Origin of the sequence: Sinorhizobium sp. 6-70, from assembly GCF_030124375.1 — a bacterium.
Lineage (GTDB): Bacteria > Pseudomonadota > Alphaproteobacteria > Rhizobiales > Rhizobiaceae > Sinorhizobium.
On record NZ_JASKLS010000004.1, the window covers coordinates 374,796 to 394,516 of the forward strand.

Below are 19,721 nucleotides of genomic sequence, written 5' to 3' on the forward strand. Positions count from 1 at the left end.
GCGGGCGCTGCCACCCGCTTCTTGCTCGTTCCACGTTCTCGTGCCCGCCACGGTTGTCCGACGACAAGCGGAACGTTGCGATCAGAGCGCGCTCAGGAGTTCCTGAGTTGCCCAGCCGTCGGCGGGCAGTCCAAGCTTCAGTTGCTCCTTCTGCAACGCGGTGCGCGTGCCGGAGCCGAGAATGCCGTCGATCTTGCCGACATCGTGGCCGAGGGCCTGGAGTCGTGTCTGCAGCGCCTTCATCTCGACGTCACCGAGACCGGGTTCCGGATTGCCGCCCTGATAGGGCGAAGCGCCGGCAAGGCGAGTCGCGAAATAGGCGGCGGAGGTGGTGTAGATGAACGACTGGTTCCACTCGAGATAGATATTGAAATTCGGATAGGTGAGGAAGGCGACGCCCTTGCGACCTTGCGGCAGCACAAGCGATGCTTCAAGACCGCTGCTCGCGGTGTTGCCATCACGCGGCGCGACGCCAAGCGCGAACCAGTCACCGGCGGTCATGCCGGCTTGCAGCCCGGTCTTCTCCCAGGGCAGGTTTTCCGGGACGCTGACTTCCTGGATCCAGGGCTGCCCGGCCTTGAAGCCGAGGCTCTGGATGAATTTCGCCGCCGTGAGGATGGCATCCGGCGAACTCTTCTTCAGATTGATGTGACCATCGCCGTCTCCGTCGACGCCATAGGCGATGATGTCTTCCGGCAGCATCTGCACCTGGCCGATCTCGCCGGCCCAGGCGCCGGTGGTCGTCGCCGGATCAAGGTCGCCATGCTGCACCATTTCGATCGCAGCAAGGAGCTGCGGCCGGAACATTTCCGGGCGGCGGCAGTCATGTGCCAGCGTCACCAGCGCATTGCGCGTATTGAAATCGCCCTGGACCGCGCCGAAATCCGTCTCCATGGCCCAGAAGGCAGTGATGACCGGCGCCGGCACGCCGAATTCGCTTTCCGCCCGTGCAAAAACCTCGGCATATTCCCTGATCTTCTGCGCGCCGATATCGAGCCGGGCCTTGCTCACGGTGCGCTTGGAAAACTCCGTGAAGGTCTGCTTGAACACGCCCTGGGCGCGGTCGCGGCTCAGCACCTTCTGGTCGATCGCGGCGCCCGCGAGCGCACGGTCGGCGACATCGGCCGGAATACCCTTGGCAACGGCCTCGGCCTTGACGCCGTCAAGGAACGTGGCGAGATCACCGCCGCAGGCCACGGGTGGCGTCTGCTGTTGGGTTTGCGCCAGCGCAGACGTGCCGGTCAGCGCCAGCAGTCCGAGGGTGAGGAGGATTTTGCGGGCCGTGCCTGTCATCATAGTTCCTTTCCTTCGCCGCGCGGCCCCGGCAGGCCGGCGAGCGTGCAATCTGTCTCATGCCCGTTTTCCCAGATCGGCATCGATTTGAGAAACAGGCAGCCATTCGAAATGCCCCAGCGATCCTTATGCGTCCGAGAGACGCCGGCGCTGCAAGAAGTCTGCCGAAGCTCTCTCAGAGCATTATGACCGAATGAAGAAATGCGGGGTTTGTGCGAGCAATCTGAACGACAATTGCCGTCTATCTCGAAACCGCCGCTACCCACTTCTGCCAGTTTTTCGCGGACCCGGCGAAGGCGTTGATGTCCGTGCTTCCCCGGATGCCGGGGATGACACCGGTGCTGGTGTATTGCCAGAAGGCCCAGCGGCGCTCGACATAGACCTCACCCGGATGCTTGGCGGTCGAGCGGACCCAGAAGTGATAGTCCTTGAACTGGTCGACGAGATTGTCGCGATGGAAGTCGACGGAGGTGTAGATGATCGGCCGCTTGCCGTAATGCGCCTCCAGCCGGTCCATGAAGCGCTTCATCTCGGCGCGCACGGTCTCCGGGGAGGGGCGATAGCGGCAGGTCTTCGATTCACCGTTCCATTCTGCATCGAGCACGGGCGGCAGATAGACAGCGCTCTTCGGCACGTTGGCGATGAACCAGTCGGCCTGGGCGTCCGCGGTGGAGCAGAAGTAATAGAAATGGTAGGGCGCATAGGGAATTCCGGCGGCGCGCGCCTGCTGCCAATATTCGTTGAAGCGGGTATCGATCCTGTCCTTGCCTTCCGTCGCCTTGATGAAGGCGAAGGAGACGCCTGAATTCTTGACCCGTGCCCAGTCGATGTCGCCGTTCCACTTGGAAACGTCGATGCCGTGGATGTTGTGACGATGCGGATTGCGGCCGCCGAAATCCTGCGGGTCCGTATCCTGGAACCGCGGCGATATCGAAGCGGTCTGTACCAGGTCGTAGTCGGTTGAGGTGCAGGCGGAAAGAAGGGTTGCAACAGGCAGCAAAGCCAGGAGAAGCCGGCGCATGGGGTTCCCGTTTCGAGACGATCGACGATCCTGCCTCACGCGATGGCTTTCATGATGGTGATTTTCCCCTCGGAGGCGTGCCCCATTTTCACCATATCATCGTAAAAATTGAGTTAGCTCAAGCGGGAATTGCGGCAGCGGCGAGCGGGCAAACATTCGCTGGCGCGAGCGGGCGCCCGCCGGGCCACGCAAAATGCTATCGGGCGCCGTTTCGATCCGGGTGGCGATAGACGGCGAGCCAGGCATATCCCCGGCCGATCGACTTCAATTCGAGCGTTGCGCCGTTTGTTTTCGCCTTCTCGCGCATGACCTCGAAAAGCGTCTCGCGCGGGGTCACGTGAAAGCGCTTCAGCCACGCCTGGAGCAGGCGGTGGAAGCCGCCGGGCCAGCCTTCCTGTTGGCCGAAGTCGGCAATATGAAGCGAGCCGCCCGGATTGAGCGCGGCGATCGCGGCGTCGAGAGACTTCTCCCATTCGGGAATCATCGACAGCGCATAGGAGATGACGATGCGGTTGAAGCCCGGCTGGTCGAAGGCGGTGGGCGTGAAATTCGTCGCATCGGCGACACGTAGTGCTACACTCGACAAGCCCTGACGCCGAAGCTTTGCGCTCGCGGTCGCAAGCATCTCCGCGGAAATATCGAGGCCGAAGAGGAGCCTACCGGGATAGAGTTCGCCGATCATGGCGAGGTTACGGCCTGTACCGCAGCCGACCTCGAGCACCGAGGCGCCCGCCGGCGGGTTGAGCTCTCGGATCAGCGTGTCGCGTCCGAAGAGGTAATATTTCCGCGTGAAGTCATAGATGTAGCGCTGATAGCGATACATCTGGTCCATCAGGCGCGCGTGGTTGTTTTCCGACGGCTGGGCGGCGCTCATGCTTTCTTCCGATAGACGTGGAAGCCGCCATAGATGGCCGAACGGTCCTCCGCACCGAGTTTGGTGGACGCCTCGGCATCGTAGTGCCACTGGTCGAGCAGAGCCGCGGAGACGCGGCCCGGCAGGATGCTCGCTTCCGCGGCGGTGCGGAAAATCACCACGGCGCCGCTGTCGGCGGTGCGCGTGATCTCCGTCCAAAGGTCGTTCAACTGCCGATCGTTCATCCAGTCCTGCGCGTCGAGCAGGACGTAACGATCGACCGACGAAGCCGCTTTGCGGGCCAGCAATTCGGTAAAGCTTGCGTGGTGGACCTCGACGCGGTCGGCATGATCGCGGATCGCTTCGTGGTTCTCGGCTTGCAGATAGGCCGGCAGCTCGCCTTCATGCGGCAGCGGGTAGCGCCGCGCGAAGGCCTGCCAGGCGAAATAGTTCTCGCGAAGCGGGAAGTGGCAGGTGAGCTTCTCAAGGCGTTGGCGCAGCACCGCGGCCAGCGATTTCTCATCGCTCAGGCTCGCGAGCTCGTCGAATTGCTGCGGCGGGATGCCGAGACCGAAAAGCGAGCTCTTGCGGCTGGTGATCCAGCGAATGACCGGACGCTCGAACAGCGGCGCGAGCCTTTCGTCGAAGAACTGGCGCTGTTCGCGCATCGACCGGGCCTGGACGAACTCCTCGGGGTTGATGCCATGGAGACGGGCGAGCAGATGACTGGCGGCGATGAAACGGCCGAGAAGGCCAGTGCGATAGATGTTGCGGCCGAAGACGCCGATGCGGCGTCGTCCGTCGAGCGCCCGGCCGTTCCAGTAGGCGCGGGTCGTCGCGTCGACGTTAGGAGCGAGGAAAAGGTCGAAGGCCTGCACATTCGACTGCGTGTCTGTCGCGGCAAGAAAGCGCACGATGTCCTTGTGGCTTGGCAAGTGGCGAAAGGCGGCGAGTTTCAGCCGGTTCAACGCGACATGGTGCGGATTGAGGTCGACGACATCGATATGGGCGGGGCCGGCGGAGAGATAGGTCAGCATGTTGCAACCGCCTGAACCGATCGTCACGATGCGGTGTCCGGCACGGATCCGCATTGCCGCCATGTCGACGATCGGATCTTCCCAGATCTGCGGGTAGACGAGCCCCGAGAAAAGCAACCCGAACAGGCGTTCCGACAGGCCGGCGAGGGAGAGGGGCTTGTGCTGCAGCAGCGCGCTTTTCAGCTTTGGATTCTTCCTGCCAAAGCCGGCGTCGGGGGCGAGTTCGGTCATCTTTGCCTGTCATCCAGTTGAAACTTAGCCGCTTCTAAAGTGACTCCGCTACACTTTGATGACGGGGTTTCGCACAGCCGCGAGGCTTCCGAGGGCTTTTCCTTTCGCCGGAATCCTGTTTCTCTCGTAACTGCCGCGCGTGCGGAGACGTGACGGTCCGGGAGCCGGGAGGACGCGCATGAAACGGTTGCTGAAGGCGATCGCCGGAGCGGTGGTCGTCGGTCTTGCGGGGATCGGCGGATGGCTGGCATTGTTCCCGCCGGAGCTTCTGAAGGTGGGCGACGGCTATGCCGCCAAGATCGTCTGCTCCAATGTCTTCCTTGCCAAACGCGATCCGCAAGCGGTTCTTGCGGAGGACGTGCAGGCGCCCGGCCATCCGCTCTTGAAGTTCGTCCGCGTCTCGGTCGATCGGGAAAAGGAGAGCGTGACGGCGCGCATATTCGGCTTTGCCGCGCCCGGCCGAGCGGTCCATAGGCCGGGATATGGTTGTACCAATGTCGATGACAGCGGCGCGCAGGCGCTTGCGGGTTCGGCAACGGGGACAGGGGCTGAGACCGGAGCCATAGGGACTCACGACGCGGCTATCGGCTGGCCAGACGGCAGCAAAGCCGACATAGATCCGGCGATTCAGAGCGTCATCGAGGATGCCGGCCTGGCGGGTTCCGGCATACGGGCGATCGCCGTCGTGCGAGACGGCCGGCTGGTGGCCGAGACCTATGGCCCTGGCTTCGATCGGGGGACGCCTCTGCTCGGCTGGTCGATGACGAAATCGGTGACTGCGGCCCTGATCGGCCTGCGGACCGGGGAGGGGAAGATGGACGTCGCCCGCAGCGATCTTCTGCCAGCCTGGAGCGGCGATGATCGGTCGCGGATCAAGCTCGCCGATCTCCTGGCGATGCAGAGCGGGCTCGCGTTCAACGAGGACTATGGCGACGTGACCGACGTCACGCGCATGCTCTATCTCGAAAGCGACATGGCCGGCTTCGTGGCGTCAAAGCAGCTGGACATGCAGCCGGGCAAGAAATTCCGCTATTCGAGCGGCACCAGCAATCTTCTGTCCCAGCTGTGGATGCGAACGTTCGACGATCCGGCCGAAGCGCTCGCTTATCCGCGCAAGGCGCTCTTCGCCCCGCTCGGCATGACGAGCGCCGTGATGGAAACGGATGCGAGCGGCACCTTCGTCGGTTCCTCCTACATGTATGCGACGGCGCAGGACTGGGCGCGCTTCGCGCAGTTTCTATTGGATGACGGAAGCTGGAAGGGCAGGCGGATTTTGCCGGAGGGTTATGTTTCCTTCATGCGCACGCCATCGGCGGCGTCCGGCGGCGATTATGGCTCCGCACAGGTGTGGCTGCAGGAAAACGGCATCCGCGCCGGCACAGGCAACTTCCCGCCGGATACGTTCTGGATGCTTGGGCACGACGGACAGGCGATCATGCTCGTTCCGTCACTGCGGCTCGCGGTCGTCCGCCTCGGTCTCACACCGTCGCGCACCGGCTACGACGTGCAGAAGCTGAATGCGAAAATAATAGAGGCGCTCGATTGAGCGCCCTCGGACATCAGTTTCACGCTGTTTGCCGGACGACGCCCAGGGCTTAAATCATTTGGAGCGGGATGCGGGCGGAAAACCGCACACACTTTTCCTCATCCCGCTCTAGCGCATATCGAGCTCGTCTAGCAGGCCCTTGCGCTTGGCGTGATAGTAGTAGCCGCTGGCGTAAAGCTTTACGGCGCCGTCATGCTGGTTGTCGGCCACCATCCAGGCGCCGCGCAGGTACTTGGTCGCGTATTTGAGATTGGTTTCCGCGTCGAACAGACCCTCGGCCGGGCCTTCATAACCTAGACCCTTGGCGGTGTTATAGCGGATCTGCATCAGGCCGAAGTTGCCCTTGCTGTAGGCGCGGGGATTGTAGTTGCTCTCGCGCTTGACGACCCGGTGCACGAGCTCCACCGGAATGCCGTTCAGCTCCGCATAATATTTGATCAGCCGGTCGAGTTCCGGACGCGAGCTGGTCGGCGTCTTTGAGAACTTCAGCGAGTCGGGGATGACGCTTGCGACGGCGCCGACGGCAGAGCCGATCACGCCGGTGTTCGGCCGCGCCGTCGGAACGATCATCCGGTTGGCGACCAGCGTTTCGAGGCCGACCGGCTCGCCCGTGTCGAAATCCGATTCCATGGCCGCGGCAACCCCCAGGAAGGGCACGGTTGCGGGCGCGGCGGCGGCGGGCTTTTCTGCAAGCTCGGCCGATGTGGCCGGCCCTGCCATCGCCACTTCGAATGCCTGACCCGGCTTGGCGGTCGGAATCGCAACCCTCTGGGGAGCGGCATAGGCCAGCGTTGCATCGCTGGCCGGCATTGTCGCGGTCGCCGCTATCGGAGAGGTCTCCGTCGCTGCGGTTGCCACCATGGTTGTCGTCGACGCCGCGGCGGCGTCCGTCGCGGTTGCGCCTGGTGTCGTCTCACCGGGGGTCGTTTGAGAAGCAAGGGCTGTCGAAGCTACGGTCGCCGCTCCGTCCGGTGTCGGCAGGGCATAGGCCGTCATTTCTGTTCCGGGCTTCGCGATGGGGGTGACTGTCTGCACGGCGGTGAGTTCTTCAAGCGACGTATGCTCGACCGTGGAGCACCCCGAGGCAATGGCCACCGATGCCAGGGCAGCGGCAGTAAATGCCCGTTTTGTAAGGGAGATACGGAATACAGCCATAGTGTCACTTTCGTGCTTCTGGGCCCCGTAGCCCCCGCAAATCAGTGGATGCCAACCACCGCGCTTGAATCTCCATTAACCTATGCCGTCAGTTGCGGCAAGCGCGTGGGAGATTTTCACGGCGCAGCCCGTTTCAGACCGGCCGTCAGCAGGCCAGCACCGATCAGCAGCGAGCCGCCGGTGCGGTTGACCACGCGGCGAATATTCGGCTTGCGGATCGTGTTTCGGGCGGCCGCGGCGAGAAAGGCATAAAGCGCTGCATTGAGTGTCGCGAGCATAAGGAACGTCGCCTCGAAAATCGCCATCTGGGCAAAGAGCGGCCGCGACAAATCGAGGAACTGCGGCAGGAAGGCGACGAAGAAGATGATGCTCTTCGGATTGAGAGCGGTGACGGCATAAGCGTGCGGGAAGATGCGCCGCGGCCTTTCCGCCGAAGCCGCGCTATCGGCTTCTTCGCCACCGACCGGTGCCTTCCAGAGTTTGATGCCGAGCCAGACGAGGTAAGCGGCGCCGACCCATTTCAAGACGGTGAAGATGGCGGCCGACGTAGCGAGCAGGGCGCCAAGGCCAAGCATCGAGGCGGTCATGGCGGTGAAGTCGCCGAGGGCGACGCCGGCGACGGTCGCGCCGGCAGTCTTGCGGCCGTGGCCGAGGGAGTAGGAGATCACGAGAAGAATGGTCGGGCCGGGGATCGCGAGCAGCACCGCCGACGCGGCCGCAAAGGCAAACCAGTGTTCGAAGGACATGAAAAGGCTCCGCGCTTGAATGGCTTCCTGGAAAGAACCGGGAGGGAGCCACGCAAGCGCGAAGCCGTCAACTGCAATTATGGGTGCCGCTTCCAGCGCCGCGCGTCCTTCGGGACGCGCAAAGGTCGCTGTAGCACTCTGAATTGCTGCATGATTTTTTCCTCAAATCGATTCCGATTTGAGGAATCATGCTAGTCCGCCGCCTGCCACTTCTGACCGATGACGTCCATGACGTCGCCGAACCATTTCGCGGACGGGTCAAAATGCTTGCCGCCCTTGATGCGCGGGAACTCGATCGTGCGCAGCTTGCCGCCCTGGTCCTCGTCATGGCCCGTTACGCCGGAGACCTTGTTGAGCGCGCTTTCGACCGCGAGGTCGACCATGCTCTGGATCAGGCGCAGGTCGTCGCCATTGGCGGGCGCGGAGCGGGCGTAGTAGCCGGACTTCTGCACCATCGAGCGTTCGGCGCCGAGAAGGGCGGCGAACTGCTTCGAGAACCAGTTGCCGACGTTGATCGTGTCGATCTTCACGTGGCCGAAAGCATCGCGCTTGACCGTTTCGCCCGCCGCCTCGCGTTCGGCGACGATCGCGTCCAGGCATGCGCCTTCGCTGACGAACAGGGTGACGAAGCCGGCGCGGTCCATGACTTTGCGCAGGCGCTCGGCCTCGGCCTCGAGATCGAACTTCATCTCCGGCAGGTAAAGGCCGTCGATGTTCTTCAGCTGCGCGTTCATCATGAAGCCGTCGACATATTCCTTGTCTTCGGCCATCTGGATGTAGGCGCGCGCGGTTGCTGCCGTCAACCAGCCGCAATGGCGGCCCATCACTTCGTGGACGACGAGGGTGCGCGGCGCCGCGCTCTGCTCGTTGCTGACATTGTCGAAGAAGCGCGCGCCGTATTCGGCCGCCGTCCAGGCGCCGAGCGTCTGGCGGATTGGCACCACGTCGTTGTCGACCGTCTTCGGTAGGCCGACGACCGTCAGGTCATAGCCGTTCGCACCGAGATAGGCGGCGAGATCGGCCGCGGTCGTGTTGGTGTCGTCACCGCCGATCGTATGCAGGATCGTGATGCCGTCCGACGCCAGCCTCTCGGCGGCGACCCGAAGCGGGTTCTGGCCTTCCTTGACGAGACCGCGCTTCACGCAGTCGGCTGTGTTGGTAAGCTTGACGCGGCTGTTGCCGATTGGCGAACCGCCGTGGCGATGGAGCAGATGCGCTTTCTCGCGCATGTCCCTGGTGATCTCGATACGGTCGGCGAGAAGCAGGCCCTGATAGCCGGAACGGTAGGCGACGAGCTCGTAGTCGGGCGCGATGTCGGTGTACCGTTCGATCAGGCCGCCGACAGCGGATGAAAGGCAGGGGGCAAGCCCGCCCGCCGTCAGCATTGCGACTTTCTTCTTGGCCATGGTTCCTCCTCGGCGATTCGGCACTGGCAACGGCTCAGCAGAGCCGGTCATGTTCATGATCCTTGCTCATTCAAGGACATCGTGGTCTAGCGCAAATCCGATGGAAGTTAAATGACAGGCCTGTGGATCCTTCAAAAAGCCCATGCCGTCCGACGTCGACTCGTCGACGCGACTATACTTCGAAATAGGTTGAGATTTACGGCTATATGATTTATTGAGGGGCCATCACAAGTACGTCATCCGTGGTGTTTCCGGCGATCGGCCGCTTGCAATTTGCCACCACATCAGATCATGCTGGATGGTGGACAGGGAAAAATCGCACATATGTCATTCTGGGACAGCCTGCTGAAAATCGTCACGGCCACAGGCAATGCGCTCGCGGGCGTGGTCGAGGCCGTTCGCACCCTCTTTGAAGGGGACCCGGAAACACGGCGCAAGGTCGCGTTCTCGGTGGCGATGATCGCGCTTTCGGCGAAGATGGCGAAAGCCGACGGTATCGTCAGCGAGACCGAGGTTGCCGCCTTCCGCGATATCTTCAAATTTCCCGCGGACCAGGCGCAGAACGTTGCGCGTCTCTACAACCTCGCGCGTCAGGACGTTGCGGGCTATGAGGCCTATGCCGAAAAGATGGCGTCGCTGTGCTCGTCCTGCGAAAAGAACTGCCCGATCCTCGAGGACATCATCGACGGGCTCTTCCATATCGCGAAATCCGATGGCGCCTTGCATGAGAAGGAGCTCGCGTTCCTCATGCGGGTCGCGGAGATCTTCAAGATGGACGAGGAGCATTTCCACCGCATCATGGCGCGCCATGTCCATCTCACGGGCCGCGATCCTTATGAGGTTCTGGGCGTGTCGCCGAAGGACGATTTCGCCAAGATCCGCAGGCGCTATCGCGTGCTCGTCTCCGAGAACCATCCAGACATGCTGGTGGCGCGGGGCGTGCCGGAAGAATTTCACGCGATCGCCAACGATCGCATGGCCGCGCTCAACGCAGCCTATGAGGCGATCGAAAGAGAACGCCGCGCGGCATGACAGCGAAGACATGCGACTTTCCCGGTGCCCGCCTGCTCTCGTCGCCCAATCATGGCGAGCGGGCCGCCGGGCGCAACCCGGATATGATCCTGTTGCACTATACCGGCATGGAGACCGCCGCTTCGGCCCTCGACTGGCTTTGCCGCGAGGAAAGCCAGGTCTCCAGCCATTATTTCGTTCATGAGGACGGCCGGATCGACCAGCTTGTCGCGGAGGAGCGGCGTGCCTGGCACGCGGGCAAGAGCTTCTGGAAGGGCGAGGCGGACATCAACTCCTGTTCGATCGGTATCGAGATCGCCAATGCCGGCCATCCGGGCGGGTTGCCGGACTTCCCTGAAGCACAGATCGAAGCGGTCGCCGAATTGTGTCGGGACTGTGGCGAGCGCTGGTCCATCGCCCCGGAAAGGGTCCTTGCGCACAGCGATGTTGCACCGATTCGCAAGGTCGATCCGGGAGAAAAATTTCCTTGGCACGTGCTGCACGCCAAGGGGGTCGGCCACTGGGTGGAACCGGCGCCGGTCGGCGGCGGCCGGTTTTTCCAGCGCGGCGACCGGGGGCAGCCGATCGAGGCGATCCAGTCTCTGTTGTCCCTCTACGGTTATGGTATTGAAGTAACAGGCGATTTCTGCGAGAAGACAGAAGGCGCGGTGGCCGCATTCCAACGGCATTTCCGCCAGGCGAGGGTGGATGGAATCGCCGATGTTTCGACCATCGACACGCTTCACCGCCTGCTTTCCGCCCTGCCGAATCCCGCCGTTTAGGCGACGATTTTTGGGGGCGCTAATTTAGCGCGCTCACCATTTTCCTGCGCGATTTTTTTGTGTTGCCACATGTTTACCATGATGGCCCCTTCATTTTCCCTGCATCAACTGCAGGGGATGCAGCGCGACCGCGCCGCTCTTTTGTCAATAAAAACGATCGGGAAATTCGGTCGTGGCGGCGGGGTGCGCCGCTGCGAGCAGTTCCCCAGACCGGAGACTTCAAACTAAATGAGAATATCGTCTGTTGCTGCGGTGGCGGCATGCTTTGGCATGTCCTTCGCCGGGATGGGTATGTCGTATGCAGGGGATGTCGACAAAACCATCAAGACCTCTTCGCTTCAGTCAGTGACCAGAACAACAGGTTATCCGAAGCCTGACCTATCCCTGTCGACGGGTTCGCAATATACGATCCTCATCCAGTCCTACGCCAAGCAATTTGGAGTCCCCGCCGGCCTCGCTCACGCCGTCGTTCAAATCGAAAGCAACTTCGACCCGGATGCGCGTGGCAGCTCCGGCGAGATCGGCCTGATGCAGATCAAGCCCGCCACTGCCCGCATGATGGGCTATTCCGGTTCCGCCAAGGGCCTCTACGATCCGGAAACCAACATCAAGTTCGGCATGATGTATCTGGCGAAGGCGCAGGAGCTTTCGGACGGCTCAACCTGCGGCACCATCCTGAAATACAATGCCGGCCACGCCGCCACGCGCATGAACCCGGTGTCGAAGCGCTATTGCGGCAAGGTTCAGAGCATCCTGAACTAAGGGCTGAATCGTCCGTGGGCCTCCCCGACTGAACATGACGGACACATGATTAGCCTTGGATCGATCCCGGTCCAAGGCTATTGCCGGAAAGGTCTCGCGTTCCGGCATACCGTTAATTCCCGAAGGAATTCGGTGCCTTGTGTTTGCGGCATGTTATTCCCGGCGACGGGAGCCATCGGGGACTGTCATGTCGGAAAGCTTTGATTTCGCTGTCGTCGATCCTATATCGGTTTTGCCAGCGATCGCAGCGTTGTCGTCACCGGCGGCAATGGACACGCCGCGAAGAGTTCCGACGAGATCGGCCGACTCGGTGCCGCGCTCGTCCTCAAGGGGCGCATTGATGCCCCGAATACGAAACCGACTTTGCGGTTTTGTATCGCTGAACAGAACCGGCTAGGCAAAGCATGAAATCGCCGATTTTTCTGGCGCTTGCTGTCTTGGCGGGTTATGGACCCTCTGCCAGTTGGCCGGGCAGCCGCGCCCCGCAAGTGCCGAAAGGCCGCGGGGGGAGGAAAGTCCGGGCTCCACGGAAACACGGTGCCGGATAACGTCCGGCGGGGGCGACCCTAGGGAAAGTGCCACAGAAAGCAAACCGCTTCGCTTCGCGGAGTAAGGGTGAAAGGGTGGGGTAAGAGCCCACCGCGGACATGGCAACATGGACGGCACGGCAAACCCCACCGGGAGCAAGACCGAATAGGGATGACACGGGCGCGCAAGCGTCCAGCCGGTTTCCAGGCGCGTCATCCGGGTGGGTTGCAAGAGGCTGCGCGCAAGCGCAGTCCCAGATGAATGGCTGCCACGTCCCGTTCCTTCGGGGGCGGGGCCATACAGAACCCGGCTTACAGGCCAACTGGCTTTTTTCTTCCAGGGCTACTCGCAGCCGCCATTTCAAGCGGAGCGCCATTTCTCAAGCGAATCAGCAGTCGAACGCCTCCCGCGACCATTGCTGCTGCCGTGCGGTTTCACGCGGGATTCCAAGGGATTAGGATCCCGATCGTAACCCTTTGTTAAACTTAACAACCTATCAATATTTGATCATCCGCAAGGCTTCTCCCATTGACGCCCATATGGTCCCATGTTATCCCATAATGGTACTGCGCAAGGGCCGCGTCGTGGCCCACTATCGCAAAATTCCAAGGTTCCTTCCTCGGAAGGGTCGGGCGGGCATGCTTGTGTCCGGCGGGGGTCTTTTGCGCGCGCAGGCAAGTGTTCGCGCGGGCCGATGATCGTGGCCCGTCAGTCGGAGGCGGCCGTTTCGCGTCATGAACCGCTTCTTGTCACATGCTACGAACCGGATCGATGCAAAGGGGCGGGTGTCCGTGCCTTCGGCGTTCCGCGCCGTGCTTTCGGATGGGGGCGTCCGGGAGTTATACTGCTTTCAGGACTTCGTCTTTCCGGCGATCAGCGTCGGTGGGCCGGAGCTTCTGGACCGGTTCGAGAAGCAGATGGCGGCAGAGGATCCGTTTTCGGATGTCGCCAACCAGATGTCGCTCCTCGTTCATGGGGGCGGCGTCTTTGTGAAGCTCGACCCGGAGGGCCGGTTGATGGTGACGGATTTTATTCGCGACTTCACCGGCATCTCGACCGACGTGACCTTCGTCGGACGGGGCGATCATTTTCAGCTCTGGGAGCCGCAGGCGTTTGCGAGGGCGCAGGCGGAGGCCCGGGAAGGGCGCAAGCAACGGGGGTTGCGTCCGGAATAGAATGGAGAGGCGGAATGGTGACGGATCAAGGCGGCGGAGATTCTGAAGCCGACGGCGGACCGGTTCGTCACATTCCCGTCCTGCTGACCGAGGTGCTCGCTGCCCTCGAACCTGCGCCTGGCAAGATCATTCTCGATGGCACGTTTGGTGCCGGCGGCTATACGGCCGCCATCCTGACGGCGGGCGCCGACGTGGTCGCGCTAGACCGCGATCCGACGGCGATTGCCGCAGGTCAGCCTCTTGTCGCTGCCTCCGAGGGGCGGCTCAAGCTCGTTCATTCCCGTTTTTCGGAACTCGCCGAACATGCGCCGGCAGAAGGCCTTGACGGCGTCGTGCTCGATATCGGGGTTTCCTCGATGCAGATCGACGAGGCCGAGCGCGGCTTTTCTTTCCAGAAGAAGGGTCCTCTCGACATGCGCATGTCGGCTTCCGGCGTCTCTGCCGCCGATGTCGTCAATCGCGCCAAGGTCTCCGATCTCATCCGCATCTTCGGCTTCCTCGGCGAGGAGAAGCAGGCGGGCCGCATTGCCCGCGCCATCGAAAAACGCCGCGCTGAGGCGCCGTTCGAAACGACGCGCGACCTCGCGGGCCTCATCGAGACCGTGACGCCGCGCAAGGCCAAGGACAAGATCCATCCTGCGACCCGCGTCTTTCAGGCGCTGCGCATCTTCGTCAACGAAGAGCTCGGGGAGCTCGCCAATGCGCTTTTTGCTGCCGAGCGGGTGCTGAAGCCCGGCGGGCGCCTTGTCGTCGTCACCTTCCATTCTCTCGAAGACAGGATCGTCAAGACGTTCTTCCAGGACCGGTCCGGCAAGGCGGCAGGATCCCGCCATCTGCCGATGGTTGCTGCACGCGCCGCAACCTTCACGCCAGTCGGCAAGCCTATGATTGCGGCCAGTGAGGAAGAAGCGTCCCGCAATCCGCGTGCCCGGTCCGCCAAGCTCAGGGCCGGCATCCGCACGGAGGCCCCGTCGCCGGGAAACGATCTGTCCATTTTCAATCTGCCGGAACTGGCGAGCCTTGCGAAACTGGGGGGCTAAGAGAAGATGCTGCGAACGCTCGACATTGTCCTGATCGTCGTCATGACGGCAGCCGCTACGGTCACCTACACGATCAAGCATCAGGCCGAGAACAAGCGCGAAGAAGTTCGCCGGCTCGACGCCGCCATCAAGCTCGAGGAAGACACGATCGATCTCTTGAGGGCGGATTGGGCGCTGCTGACACAGCCGAACCGGCTCGAGCGGCTCGTGGGCGCCTTCGCCGCCGACCTGCAACTCGCGCCGACCCCTTCGACGCAACTCGCGCGGCCCGAGGAATTGCCGATGCTGAGAGCGGATCTGCCGCAACCGGAAGGCGACAAGGGGGCTGACGACGGCGTTGCCGCCGTCATCAAGACAGATGGTATAGCAACAGGATCGGTGGCGCGCTGATGTCGTTTCTCTCCCGTATCATGGTGCTGAAGAGCAAGGCGCATTTCTCGGCGGGCGGCAACAACCGGCCATCCGATGGGGTCAAGGTCACGATCCAGGGAGCGCGCAAGAAGAGCGCCAGCCAGGCCAAGAACCGGGTGGCGATCGTCATTGCCAGCTTCGGAATCGTCTATGCGGTGATCGGCGGGCGGCTGGTGCAGTACGGCATGGCGCAGCCGGAGACCGTTTCGTCGATCGGGCGCGCCGACAATCTGATGGCTTCGCGCCCCGACATTCTCGATCGCAACGGTGAAATCCTCGCAACCGACATCCGCACCGTGTCGCTCTATGCCGAGCCGCACAAGATCGTCGATGCCGACGAAGCAGTGGAGCGCCTGGCGACGGTTCTGCCCGATCTCAACGCCCGCGAGATCTACAACAAGCTCAAATCGAAGTCGCGTTTCCAATGGCTGCGCCGGCAGCTGACGCCGAAGCAGCAGAGCGAAATCCTGGCGCTCGGCATTCCCGGCGTCGGGTTCCGCCCGGAAAAGCGGCGCTTCTATCCTGGCGGCCCGACCGCCGCCCATATCCTCGGTCATGTCAATATCGACAACCGCGGCGTTGCCGGGATGGAGCGCTATATCGACGGCCAGGGCCTTGCCGATCTTGCGGCGATCGGCATGACCAGCGATGCCAAACTCGAGCCGGTCAAGCTTTCGATCGATGTGCGCGTCCAGAACATCGTGCGCGACGTGATCGAAGCCGGCATGAAGAATTTCCAGGCGATCGCCGCCGGCGCGGTCGTGCTCGATGTCCACACCGGCGAAGTGCTGGCAATGGCCTCGGTTCCGGACTACGACCCGAACAAGCCAGCCGAAGGCGCCGAGGAAGGCTGGATGAACCGCATGTCGAACGGCACGTTCGAGATGGGGTCCACCTTCAAGACTTTCACGATCGCGATGGGCCTCGACTCCGGCAAGGTGACCCTCAACGACAGCTTCGATGCGTCGGCGCCGATCCGCATCGGCGGGTTCACCATCAAGGATTTTCACGGCAAGCGCCGCGTGCTGACGGTGCCGGAGATCTTCCAGTACTCCTCGAACATCGGCACGGCCAAGATCGCCGACCTGATCGGCATTCCCGGGCATAAGGAATTCCTCACGCGCATCGGGCTCCTGTCGAAGCTGCCGACGGAACTTCCTGAGGTCAAGACACCGTCCCAGCCGCGCGAATGGAAGAAGATCAACTCGATCACCATCTCCTTCGGCCACGGCGTCTCCACGACGCCGTTGCAGACGGCGGTTGCCGGGGCTGCCCTGGTCAATGGCGGCAAGCTCATTCCGCCGACCTTCCTGCCGCGCACGGAGGAGCAGGCAAACGAGCTCGCGACTGCGGTCGTCAAGAAAAGCACCAGCGAAGACATGCGCTTCCTGCTTCGCTGGAACGGCATTGCCGGCTCGGGCAAACGGGCGCTCGTTCCCGGTTTCAACGTCGGCGGCAAGACCGGTACGGCCGATAAGGTGGTCAACGGCCGTTACGCCCATGACCTGAACTTCAACGCCTTCCTCGCCGCATTCCCGATCGACAACCCCAAATACATCGTGCTGACCTTCATCGATGCGCCGAAGACCGGGGAAGGTGGCGGGCGGACCGCGGGCTCCAACGCAGCGCCGATGGTGCGCGACATCATCAGCCGCTCCGCGCCGCTTCTCGGTGTCGAACCGAAATTTGGAGAAGACGGTTCTGCCTTGCTTGTGTCTTATTGACCGTGAAATGAGAATGCGAACGATTCGCGATCCGGCGGATCGATATCGATGCGAGACATGCAGTTCATGAAGATCAAGGACCTGGCGGGAGCCGCTTTCCCGGAACTTTCGGCGCAACTGAAGGGCGTTTCCTCGGATATCGAGATCGCCGGGATTACGGCCGATAGCCGGCAGGTCAAGCCAGGCGACCTTTTCGTCGCCGTCGCCGGGACGAAGGCGAATGGTGCCGCTTATATCGCCGATGCCCTTTCGCGCGGCGCTGCGGCTGTGGTCACGGTGGCTGGTGCGGTTGCCGAGGCCGGCGTGCCGGTCTTCGGACTGTCGGAGCCGCGTCGTTTCCTAGCGAAGGCTGCAGCTGCATTCTACGGTCGCCAGCCGGAGACCATGGTGGCGGTGACCGGGACGGCGGGCAAGACCTCCGTCGCTTCCTTTACCCGGCAGATCTGGGCGCATTCAGGCCTTTCTGCCGCGATGATCGGAACGACCGGCGTCGTGGCGCCGGGCCGCAACGACTACGGATCGCTGACCACCCCGGACCCGGTTTCGCTGCACAAGCTGCTTAAGGAACTCGCCGATGCCGCTGTGACCCACGCGGCGATGGAAGCGTCGAGCCACGGCCTCGACCAGAGCCGGCTCGACGGCGTTCGGCTTGCCGCCGCCGCCTTCACCAATCTCGGACGCGACCACATGGACTATCATCCGACGGTCGAACACTACATGGCGTCGAAGATGCGCCTCTTCTCCAACCTCCTGCCCACGGGCGCGCCGGCGGTGATCTTCGCCGACGACCAATGGTCGGACCAGGCGATCGGCGCCGCCCGCAAGGCGGGCCAGGACGTGCGCACCGTCGGACGCAAGGGCGAATTCATCACGTTGAAGCGCGTCGAGCATTTCCGCCACAAGCAGTCGGCAGAGGTGCATGTCGGCGACGAAATCTTTGAAATCCACGTGCCGCTTGCCGGCGACTTCCAGATCGCCAATGCGCTGGTTGCAGCCGGCCTCGCCATGTCCACCGGCATCAGCGCCAAGGCCGCCTTCTCGGCGCTCGAGAAATTGCAGGGCGCGTCCGGGCGCCTGGAACTCGTCGGGCACACGAAGGACGGCGCGCTCGCCTATGTGGATTACGCCCACAAGCCGGATGCGCTGGAGAATGTCCTGACGTCGGTTCGGCCTTTCACCACCGGCCGGATCATTATCGTGTTCGGCTGCGGCGGCGACCGGGACAAGGGCAAGCGGCCGATCATGGGCGAGATCGCCACCCGGCTTGCCGACGTGGTCATCGTCACCGACGACAACCCGCGCTCGGAAGTGCCGGAGGTCATCCGCGCCGAGATCATGGCTGCGGCCAAAGGCGCGACCGAAATCGGCGACCGCGCCGAGGCGATCCGCACGGCGGTCGGGATGCTGAAAACCGGCGACACGCTGATCGTCGCCGGCAAGGGACATGAGGAAGGGCAGACGATCGGTTCTGTGACGCTGCCGTTCTCGGATCATGAGGAAGTACGCAAGGCATTGGGAGGGCTGTGACTTGAGCTGGCTCTGGACAAGCAGCGATCTTCTGGCTGCGATGAACGGCCGTCCGGTCGGAAATCTGCCAGAGGGCATTGCAGGCATCTCGATCGACAGCCGAACGATCAATAAGGGCGAGGCGTTTTTCGCGATCAAGGGCGATCGCGTCGACGGCCACGACTATGCCGGGATCGCGCTTGCCAATGGAGCCGCCCTCCTTGTCGTCAGCGAAGGCAAGATTCCCGCCCTCGGCCGGCTGATCGCGCCGATGATCGTTGTCGATGACGTGCTGGAGGCGCTGATCCGCCTCGGTTGCGCCGCGCGCGATCGCAGTGCGGCAAAGGTTATCGCCGTCACCGGGTCGGTCGGGAAGACCACGACGAAGGAAATGCTGAGGCATGTGCTGTCCCCGCTCGGCCGGGTCCACGCCTCCGTTGCCTCGTTCAACAATCACTGGGGTGTGCCGCTGACCCTGGCGCGGATGCCCGAGGCGACCGACTTCGGCATTTTCGAGGTCGGCATGAATCACCCGGGCGAGATCCGACCGCTGACGAAGATGGTGCGCCCGCACGTGGCGGTCGTCACCAGCATCGCACCGGCCCATCTCGGCAATTTCGAAAGTCTTGATGAGATCGCAGCGGCAAAGGCGGAGATCTTCGAAGGGGTCGTCAAAGGCGGCCACGCCGTCCTCAATATCGACAGCCCGCAATATACCCTCCTGGAGCGTGCCGCCGGTGCTGCCGGGGTGAGTTACATCCATTCCTTCGGCGCCAATCCGAAAGCCGAGTTCCGGCTGGTCGAATTCACTGGTCGGTCGGAAGGGTCGGTGCTCTGGGCGGGGATTGGCGGCAGGACGCTGGAAGTCGCGATCGGCGCTCCGGGGCGCCATATCGCCGAGAACGCGCTGGCCGTGATCGCGGCGGCGAAGCTCGCAGGCGCCGATCTCGATCAGGTCCTGGCTTCGCTTGCGACAATGCGGCCGGAAAAGGGCAGGGGACTGCAGCACCGTCTGAAGGTCGGCGCGGGTCGATTGACGCTCATCGACGAGAGCTACAACGCCAACCCGGCCTCGATGCGCGCCGCGATCTCGCTGCTGCGCGACGCCGAACCGCCCGTCGGCGGACGCCGGATCGCGATCCTTGGCGACATGCTGGAGATGGGCGAGCAGGCCGCCGATGTTCATGCCGCTCTTGCCGGGCCGATCGTTGAGGCCGGCATTGCCGACGTCTGGCTCGCGGGGCCCGAGATGGCTAATCTGCGCGACGCTCTGCCGCCGGAGGTTTCGGTCGTTTATCGCGAGGCCGTCGACGATCTCACGGATTACGCACTCGCGGCGGTTGCCGCCGGCGATGTGGTGATGGTCAAGTCGTCCAAGGGAACCGGCTGCGCGAGAATCGTTCAGGCGCTTCTCAACGCCTATCCGGAAGAGGCGGCGAGGGGCGGGGAAGTATAGCGGGCGTTGCCACCACTGCATGTCTCCTTAGTCCGAAC

General features: G+C 62.8%; 17 protein-coding genes, 1 other RNA gene and 1 pseudogene. 12 read left to right on the forward strand and 7 right to left on the reverse strand.

All coding sequences use genetic code 11. The features are described from left to right. Nucleotides 1–81: 81 nt before the first annotated feature. From QN222_RS11485 to QN222_RS11500, 4 genes are all read right to left on the reverse strand, one after another. Entirely contained in the window at nucleotides 82–1,293 is a 1,212-nt protein-coding gene (locus tag QN222_RS11485; protein WP_283964573.1) for a lytic murein transglycosylase, read from the reverse strand. Between the two features lie 241 nt (nucleotides 1,294–1,534). Then, nucleotides 1,535–2,314 (reverse strand): glycoside hydrolase family 25 protein, encoded by a 780-nt coding sequence (locus tag QN222_RS11490; RefSeq protein WP_283964560.1) that lies wholly within the window; start codon nucleotides 2,312–2,314, stop codon nucleotides 1,535–1,537. Nucleotides 2,315–2,510: 196 nt separating this feature from the next. After that, nucleotides 2,511–3,188 (reverse strand): class I SAM-dependent methyltransferase, encoded by a 678-nt coding sequence (locus QN222_RS11495; protein ID WP_283964561.1) that lies wholly within the window; start codon nucleotides 3,186–3,188, stop codon nucleotides 2,511–2,513. Then, nucleotides 3,185–4,435 carry a DUF3419 family protein gene (locus QN222_RS11500; RefSeq protein ID WP_283964562.1) on the reverse strand — a complete coding sequence of 417 codons (1,251 nt, stop codon included), beginning with the start codon at nucleotides 4,433–4,435 and terminating at the stop codon, nucleotides 3,185–3,187. Before QN222_RS11500 ends, QN222_RS11495 begins: the two co-directional genes overlap by 4 nt. A 178-nt stretch (nucleotides 4,436–4,613) precedes the next feature. On the opposite strand from QN222_RS11500, the gene QN222_RS11505 reads away from it, so the two are divergent. After that, nucleotides 4,614–5,981, forward strand: a complete 1,368-nt coding sequence (locus QN222_RS11505) for a serine hydrolase (RefSeq protein ID WP_283964563.1) — start codon at nucleotides 4,614–4,616, stop codon at nucleotides 5,979–5,981. A 108-nt stretch (nucleotides 5,982–6,089) separates the two neighbouring features. Here the strand turns inward: QN222_RS11505 and QN222_RS11510 are convergent, their stop codons facing one another. From QN222_RS11510 to QN222_RS11520, 3 genes are all read right to left on the reverse strand, one after another. Then, entirely contained in the window at nucleotides 6,090–7,136 is a 1,047-nt protein-coding gene (locus QN222_RS11510; protein ID WP_283964564.1) for a lytic transglycosylase domain-containing protein, read from the reverse strand. Nucleotides 7,137–7,252: 116 nt separating this feature from the next. Then, nucleotides 7,253–7,882 (reverse strand): LysE family translocator, encoded by a 630-nt coding sequence (locus QN222_RS11515; protein WP_283964565.1) that lies wholly within the window; start codon nucleotides 7,880–7,882, stop codon nucleotides 7,253–7,255. Nucleotides 7,883–8,073: 191 nt separating this feature from the next. Beyond that, the gene (locus QN222_RS11520; RefSeq protein WP_283964566.1) at nucleotides 8,074–9,288 is read right to left on the reverse strand and encodes a pyrophosphate--fructose-6-phosphate 1-phosphotransferase; all 1,215 of its coding nucleotides are present in this window, start codon (nucleotides 9,286–9,288) and stop codon (nucleotides 8,074–8,076) included. Between the two features lie 324 nt (nucleotides 9,289–9,612). On the opposite strand from QN222_RS11520, the gene QN222_RS11525 reads away from it, so the two are divergent. The 11 genes and pseudogenes from QN222_RS11525 to QN222_RS11575 all read left to right on the forward strand — a co-directional run bounded on the left by QN222_RS11525 (nucleotide 9,613) and on the right by QN222_RS11575 (nucleotide 19,683). Then, nucleotides 9,613–10,320: a DnaJ family molecular chaperone gene (locus QN222_RS11525; RefSeq protein WP_283964567.1), complete on the forward strand. Its 708-nt coding sequence runs from the start codon at nucleotides 9,613–9,615 to the stop codon at nucleotides 10,318–10,320. Next, nucleotides 10,317–11,081 (forward strand): N-acetylmuramoyl-L-alanine amidase, encoded by a 765-nt coding sequence (locus QN222_RS11530; RefSeq protein ID WP_283964568.1) that lies wholly within the window; start codon nucleotides 10,317–10,319, stop codon nucleotides 11,079–11,081. The genes QN222_RS11525 and QN222_RS11530 overlap by 4 nt, the downstream gene beginning before the upstream one ends. Nucleotides 11,082–11,309: 228 nt before the next feature. After that, nucleotides 11,310–11,843: a lytic transglycosylase domain-containing protein gene (locus QN222_RS11535; protein WP_283964569.1), complete on the forward strand. Its 534-nt coding sequence runs from the start codon at nucleotides 11,310–11,312 to the stop codon at nucleotides 11,841–11,843. A 222-nt stretch (nucleotides 11,844–12,065) separates the two neighbouring features. Then, nucleotides 12,066–12,226, forward strand: a pseudogene (locus QN222_RS11540) (FAD-dependent oxidoreductase); the annotation flags it as partial. 76 nt (nucleotides 12,227–12,302) lie between these two features. Continuing rightward, nucleotides 12,303–12,701, forward strand: an RNA gene (gene rnpB, locus QN222_RS11545) — RNase P RNA component class A. A 404-nt stretch (nucleotides 12,702–13,105) separates the two neighbouring features. Beyond that, the gene (gene mraZ / locus QN222_RS11550) at nucleotides 13,106–13,546 is read left to right on the forward strand and encodes a division/cell wall cluster transcriptional repressor MraZ (RefSeq protein WP_153437367.1); all 441 of its coding nucleotides are present in this window, start codon (nucleotides 13,106–13,108) and stop codon (nucleotides 13,544–13,546) included. 14 nt (nucleotides 13,547–13,560) lie between these two features. Next, complete coding sequence (gene rsmH / locus QN222_RS11555) at nucleotides 13,561–14,586, forward strand: 16S rRNA (cytosine(1402)-N(4))-methyltransferase RsmH (protein WP_283964570.1); 1,026 nt, start codon at nucleotides 13,561–13,563, stop codon at nucleotides 14,584–14,586. A gap of 6 nt (nucleotides 14,587–14,592) precedes the next feature. After that, nucleotides 14,593–14,976, forward strand: a complete 384-nt coding sequence (locus QN222_RS11560; RefSeq protein WP_283964571.1) for a hypothetical protein — start codon at nucleotides 14,593–14,595, stop codon at nucleotides 14,974–14,976. Beyond that, nucleotides 14,976–16,721, forward strand: a complete 1,746-nt coding sequence (locus QN222_RS11565; protein WP_283964572.1) for a penicillin-binding protein 2 — start codon at nucleotides 14,976–14,978, stop codon at nucleotides 16,719–16,721. Before QN222_RS11560 ends, QN222_RS11565 begins: the two co-directional genes overlap by 1 nt. 66 nt (nucleotides 16,722–16,787) lie before the next feature. After that, the gene (locus QN222_RS11570) at nucleotides 16,788–18,248 is read left to right on the forward strand and encodes a UDP-N-acetylmuramoyl-L-alanyl-D-glutamate--2,6-diaminopimelate ligase (protein WP_284005443.1); all 1,461 of its coding nucleotides are present in this window, start codon (nucleotides 16,788–16,790) and stop codon (nucleotides 18,246–18,248) included. A 1-nt stretch (nucleotide 18,249) separates the two neighbouring features. After that, the gene (locus QN222_RS11575; RefSeq protein WP_283965287.1) at nucleotides 18,250–19,683 is read left to right on the forward strand and encodes a UDP-N-acetylmuramoylalanyl-D-glutamyl-2,6-diaminopimelate--D-alanyl-D-alanine ligase; all 1,434 of its coding nucleotides are present in this window, start codon (nucleotides 18,250–18,252) and stop codon (nucleotides 19,681–19,683) included. The last annotated feature ends 38 nt before the right edge of the window (nucleotides 19,684–19,721 follow it).

What these genes read in the sequence shown, in the direction of transcription:
- QN222_RS11570 (WP_284005443.1), top strand. Translation starts at nt 16,788, where the DNA reads ATGAAGATCAAGGACCTGGCGGGAGCCGCTTTCCCGGAACTTTCGGCG.
- QN222_RS11530 (WP_283964568.1), top strand. Translation starts at nt 10,317, where the DNA reads ATGACAGCGAAGACATGCGACTTTCCCGGTGCCCGCCTGCTCTCGTCG.
- QN222_RS11505 (WP_283964563.1), top strand. Translation starts at nt 4,614, where the DNA reads ATGAAACGGTTGCTGAAGGCGATCGCCGGAGCGGTGGTCGTCGGTCTT.
- QN222_RS11510 (WP_283964564.1), bottom strand. Translation starts at nt 7,136, where the DNA reads ATGGCTGTATTCCGTATCTCCCTTACAAAACGGGCATTTACTGCCGCT.
- QN222_RS11515 (WP_283964565.1), bottom strand. Translation starts at nt 7,882, where the DNA reads ATGTCCTTCGAACACTGGTTTGCCTTTGCGGCCGCGTCGGCGGTGCTG.
- QN222_RS11565 (WP_283964572.1), top strand. Translation starts at nt 14,976, where the DNA reads ATGTCGTTTCTCTCCCGTATCATGGTGCTGAAGAGCAAGGCGCATTTC.
- QN222_RS11560 (WP_283964571.1), top strand. Translation starts at nt 14,593, where the DNA reads ATGCTGCGAACGCTCGACATTGTCCTGATCGTCGTCATGACGGCAGCC.
- QN222_RS11525 (WP_283964567.1), top strand. Translation starts at nt 9,613, where the DNA reads ATGTCATTCTGGGACAGCCTGCTGAAAATCGTCACGGCCACAGGCAAT.
- mraZ (WP_153437367.1), top strand. Translation starts at nt 13,106, where the DNA reads ATGAACCGCTTCTTGTCACATGCTACGAACCGGATCGATGCAAAGGGG.
- QN222_RS11500 (WP_283964562.1), bottom strand. Translation starts at nt 4,435, where the DNA reads ATGACCGAACTCGCCCCCGACGCCGGCTTTGGCAGGAAGAATCCAAAG.
- QN222_RS11490 (WP_283964560.1), bottom strand. Translation starts at nt 2,314, where the DNA reads ATGCGCCGGCTTCTCCTGGCTTTGCTGCCTGTTGCAACCCTTCTTTCC.
- QN222_RS11495 (WP_283964561.1), bottom strand. Translation starts at nt 3,188, where the DNA reads ATGAGCGCCGCCCAGCCGTCGGAAAACAACCACGCGCGCCTGATGGAC.
- rsmH (WP_283964570.1), top strand. Translation starts at nt 13,561, where the DNA reads ATGGTGACGGATCAAGGCGGCGGAGATTCTGAAGCCGACGGCGGACCG.
- QN222_RS11535 (WP_283964569.1), top strand. Translation starts at nt 11,310, where the DNA reads ATGAGAATATCGTCTGTTGCTGCGGTGGCGGCATGCTTTGGCATGTCC.
- QN222_RS11520 (WP_283964566.1), bottom strand. Translation starts at nt 9,288, where the DNA reads ATGGCCAAGAAGAAAGTCGCAATGCTGACGGCGGGCGGGCTTGCCCCC.
- QN222_RS11485 (WP_283964573.1), bottom strand. Translation starts at nt 1,293, where the DNA reads ATGACAGGCACGGCCCGCAAAATCCTCCTCACCCTCGGACTGCTGGCG.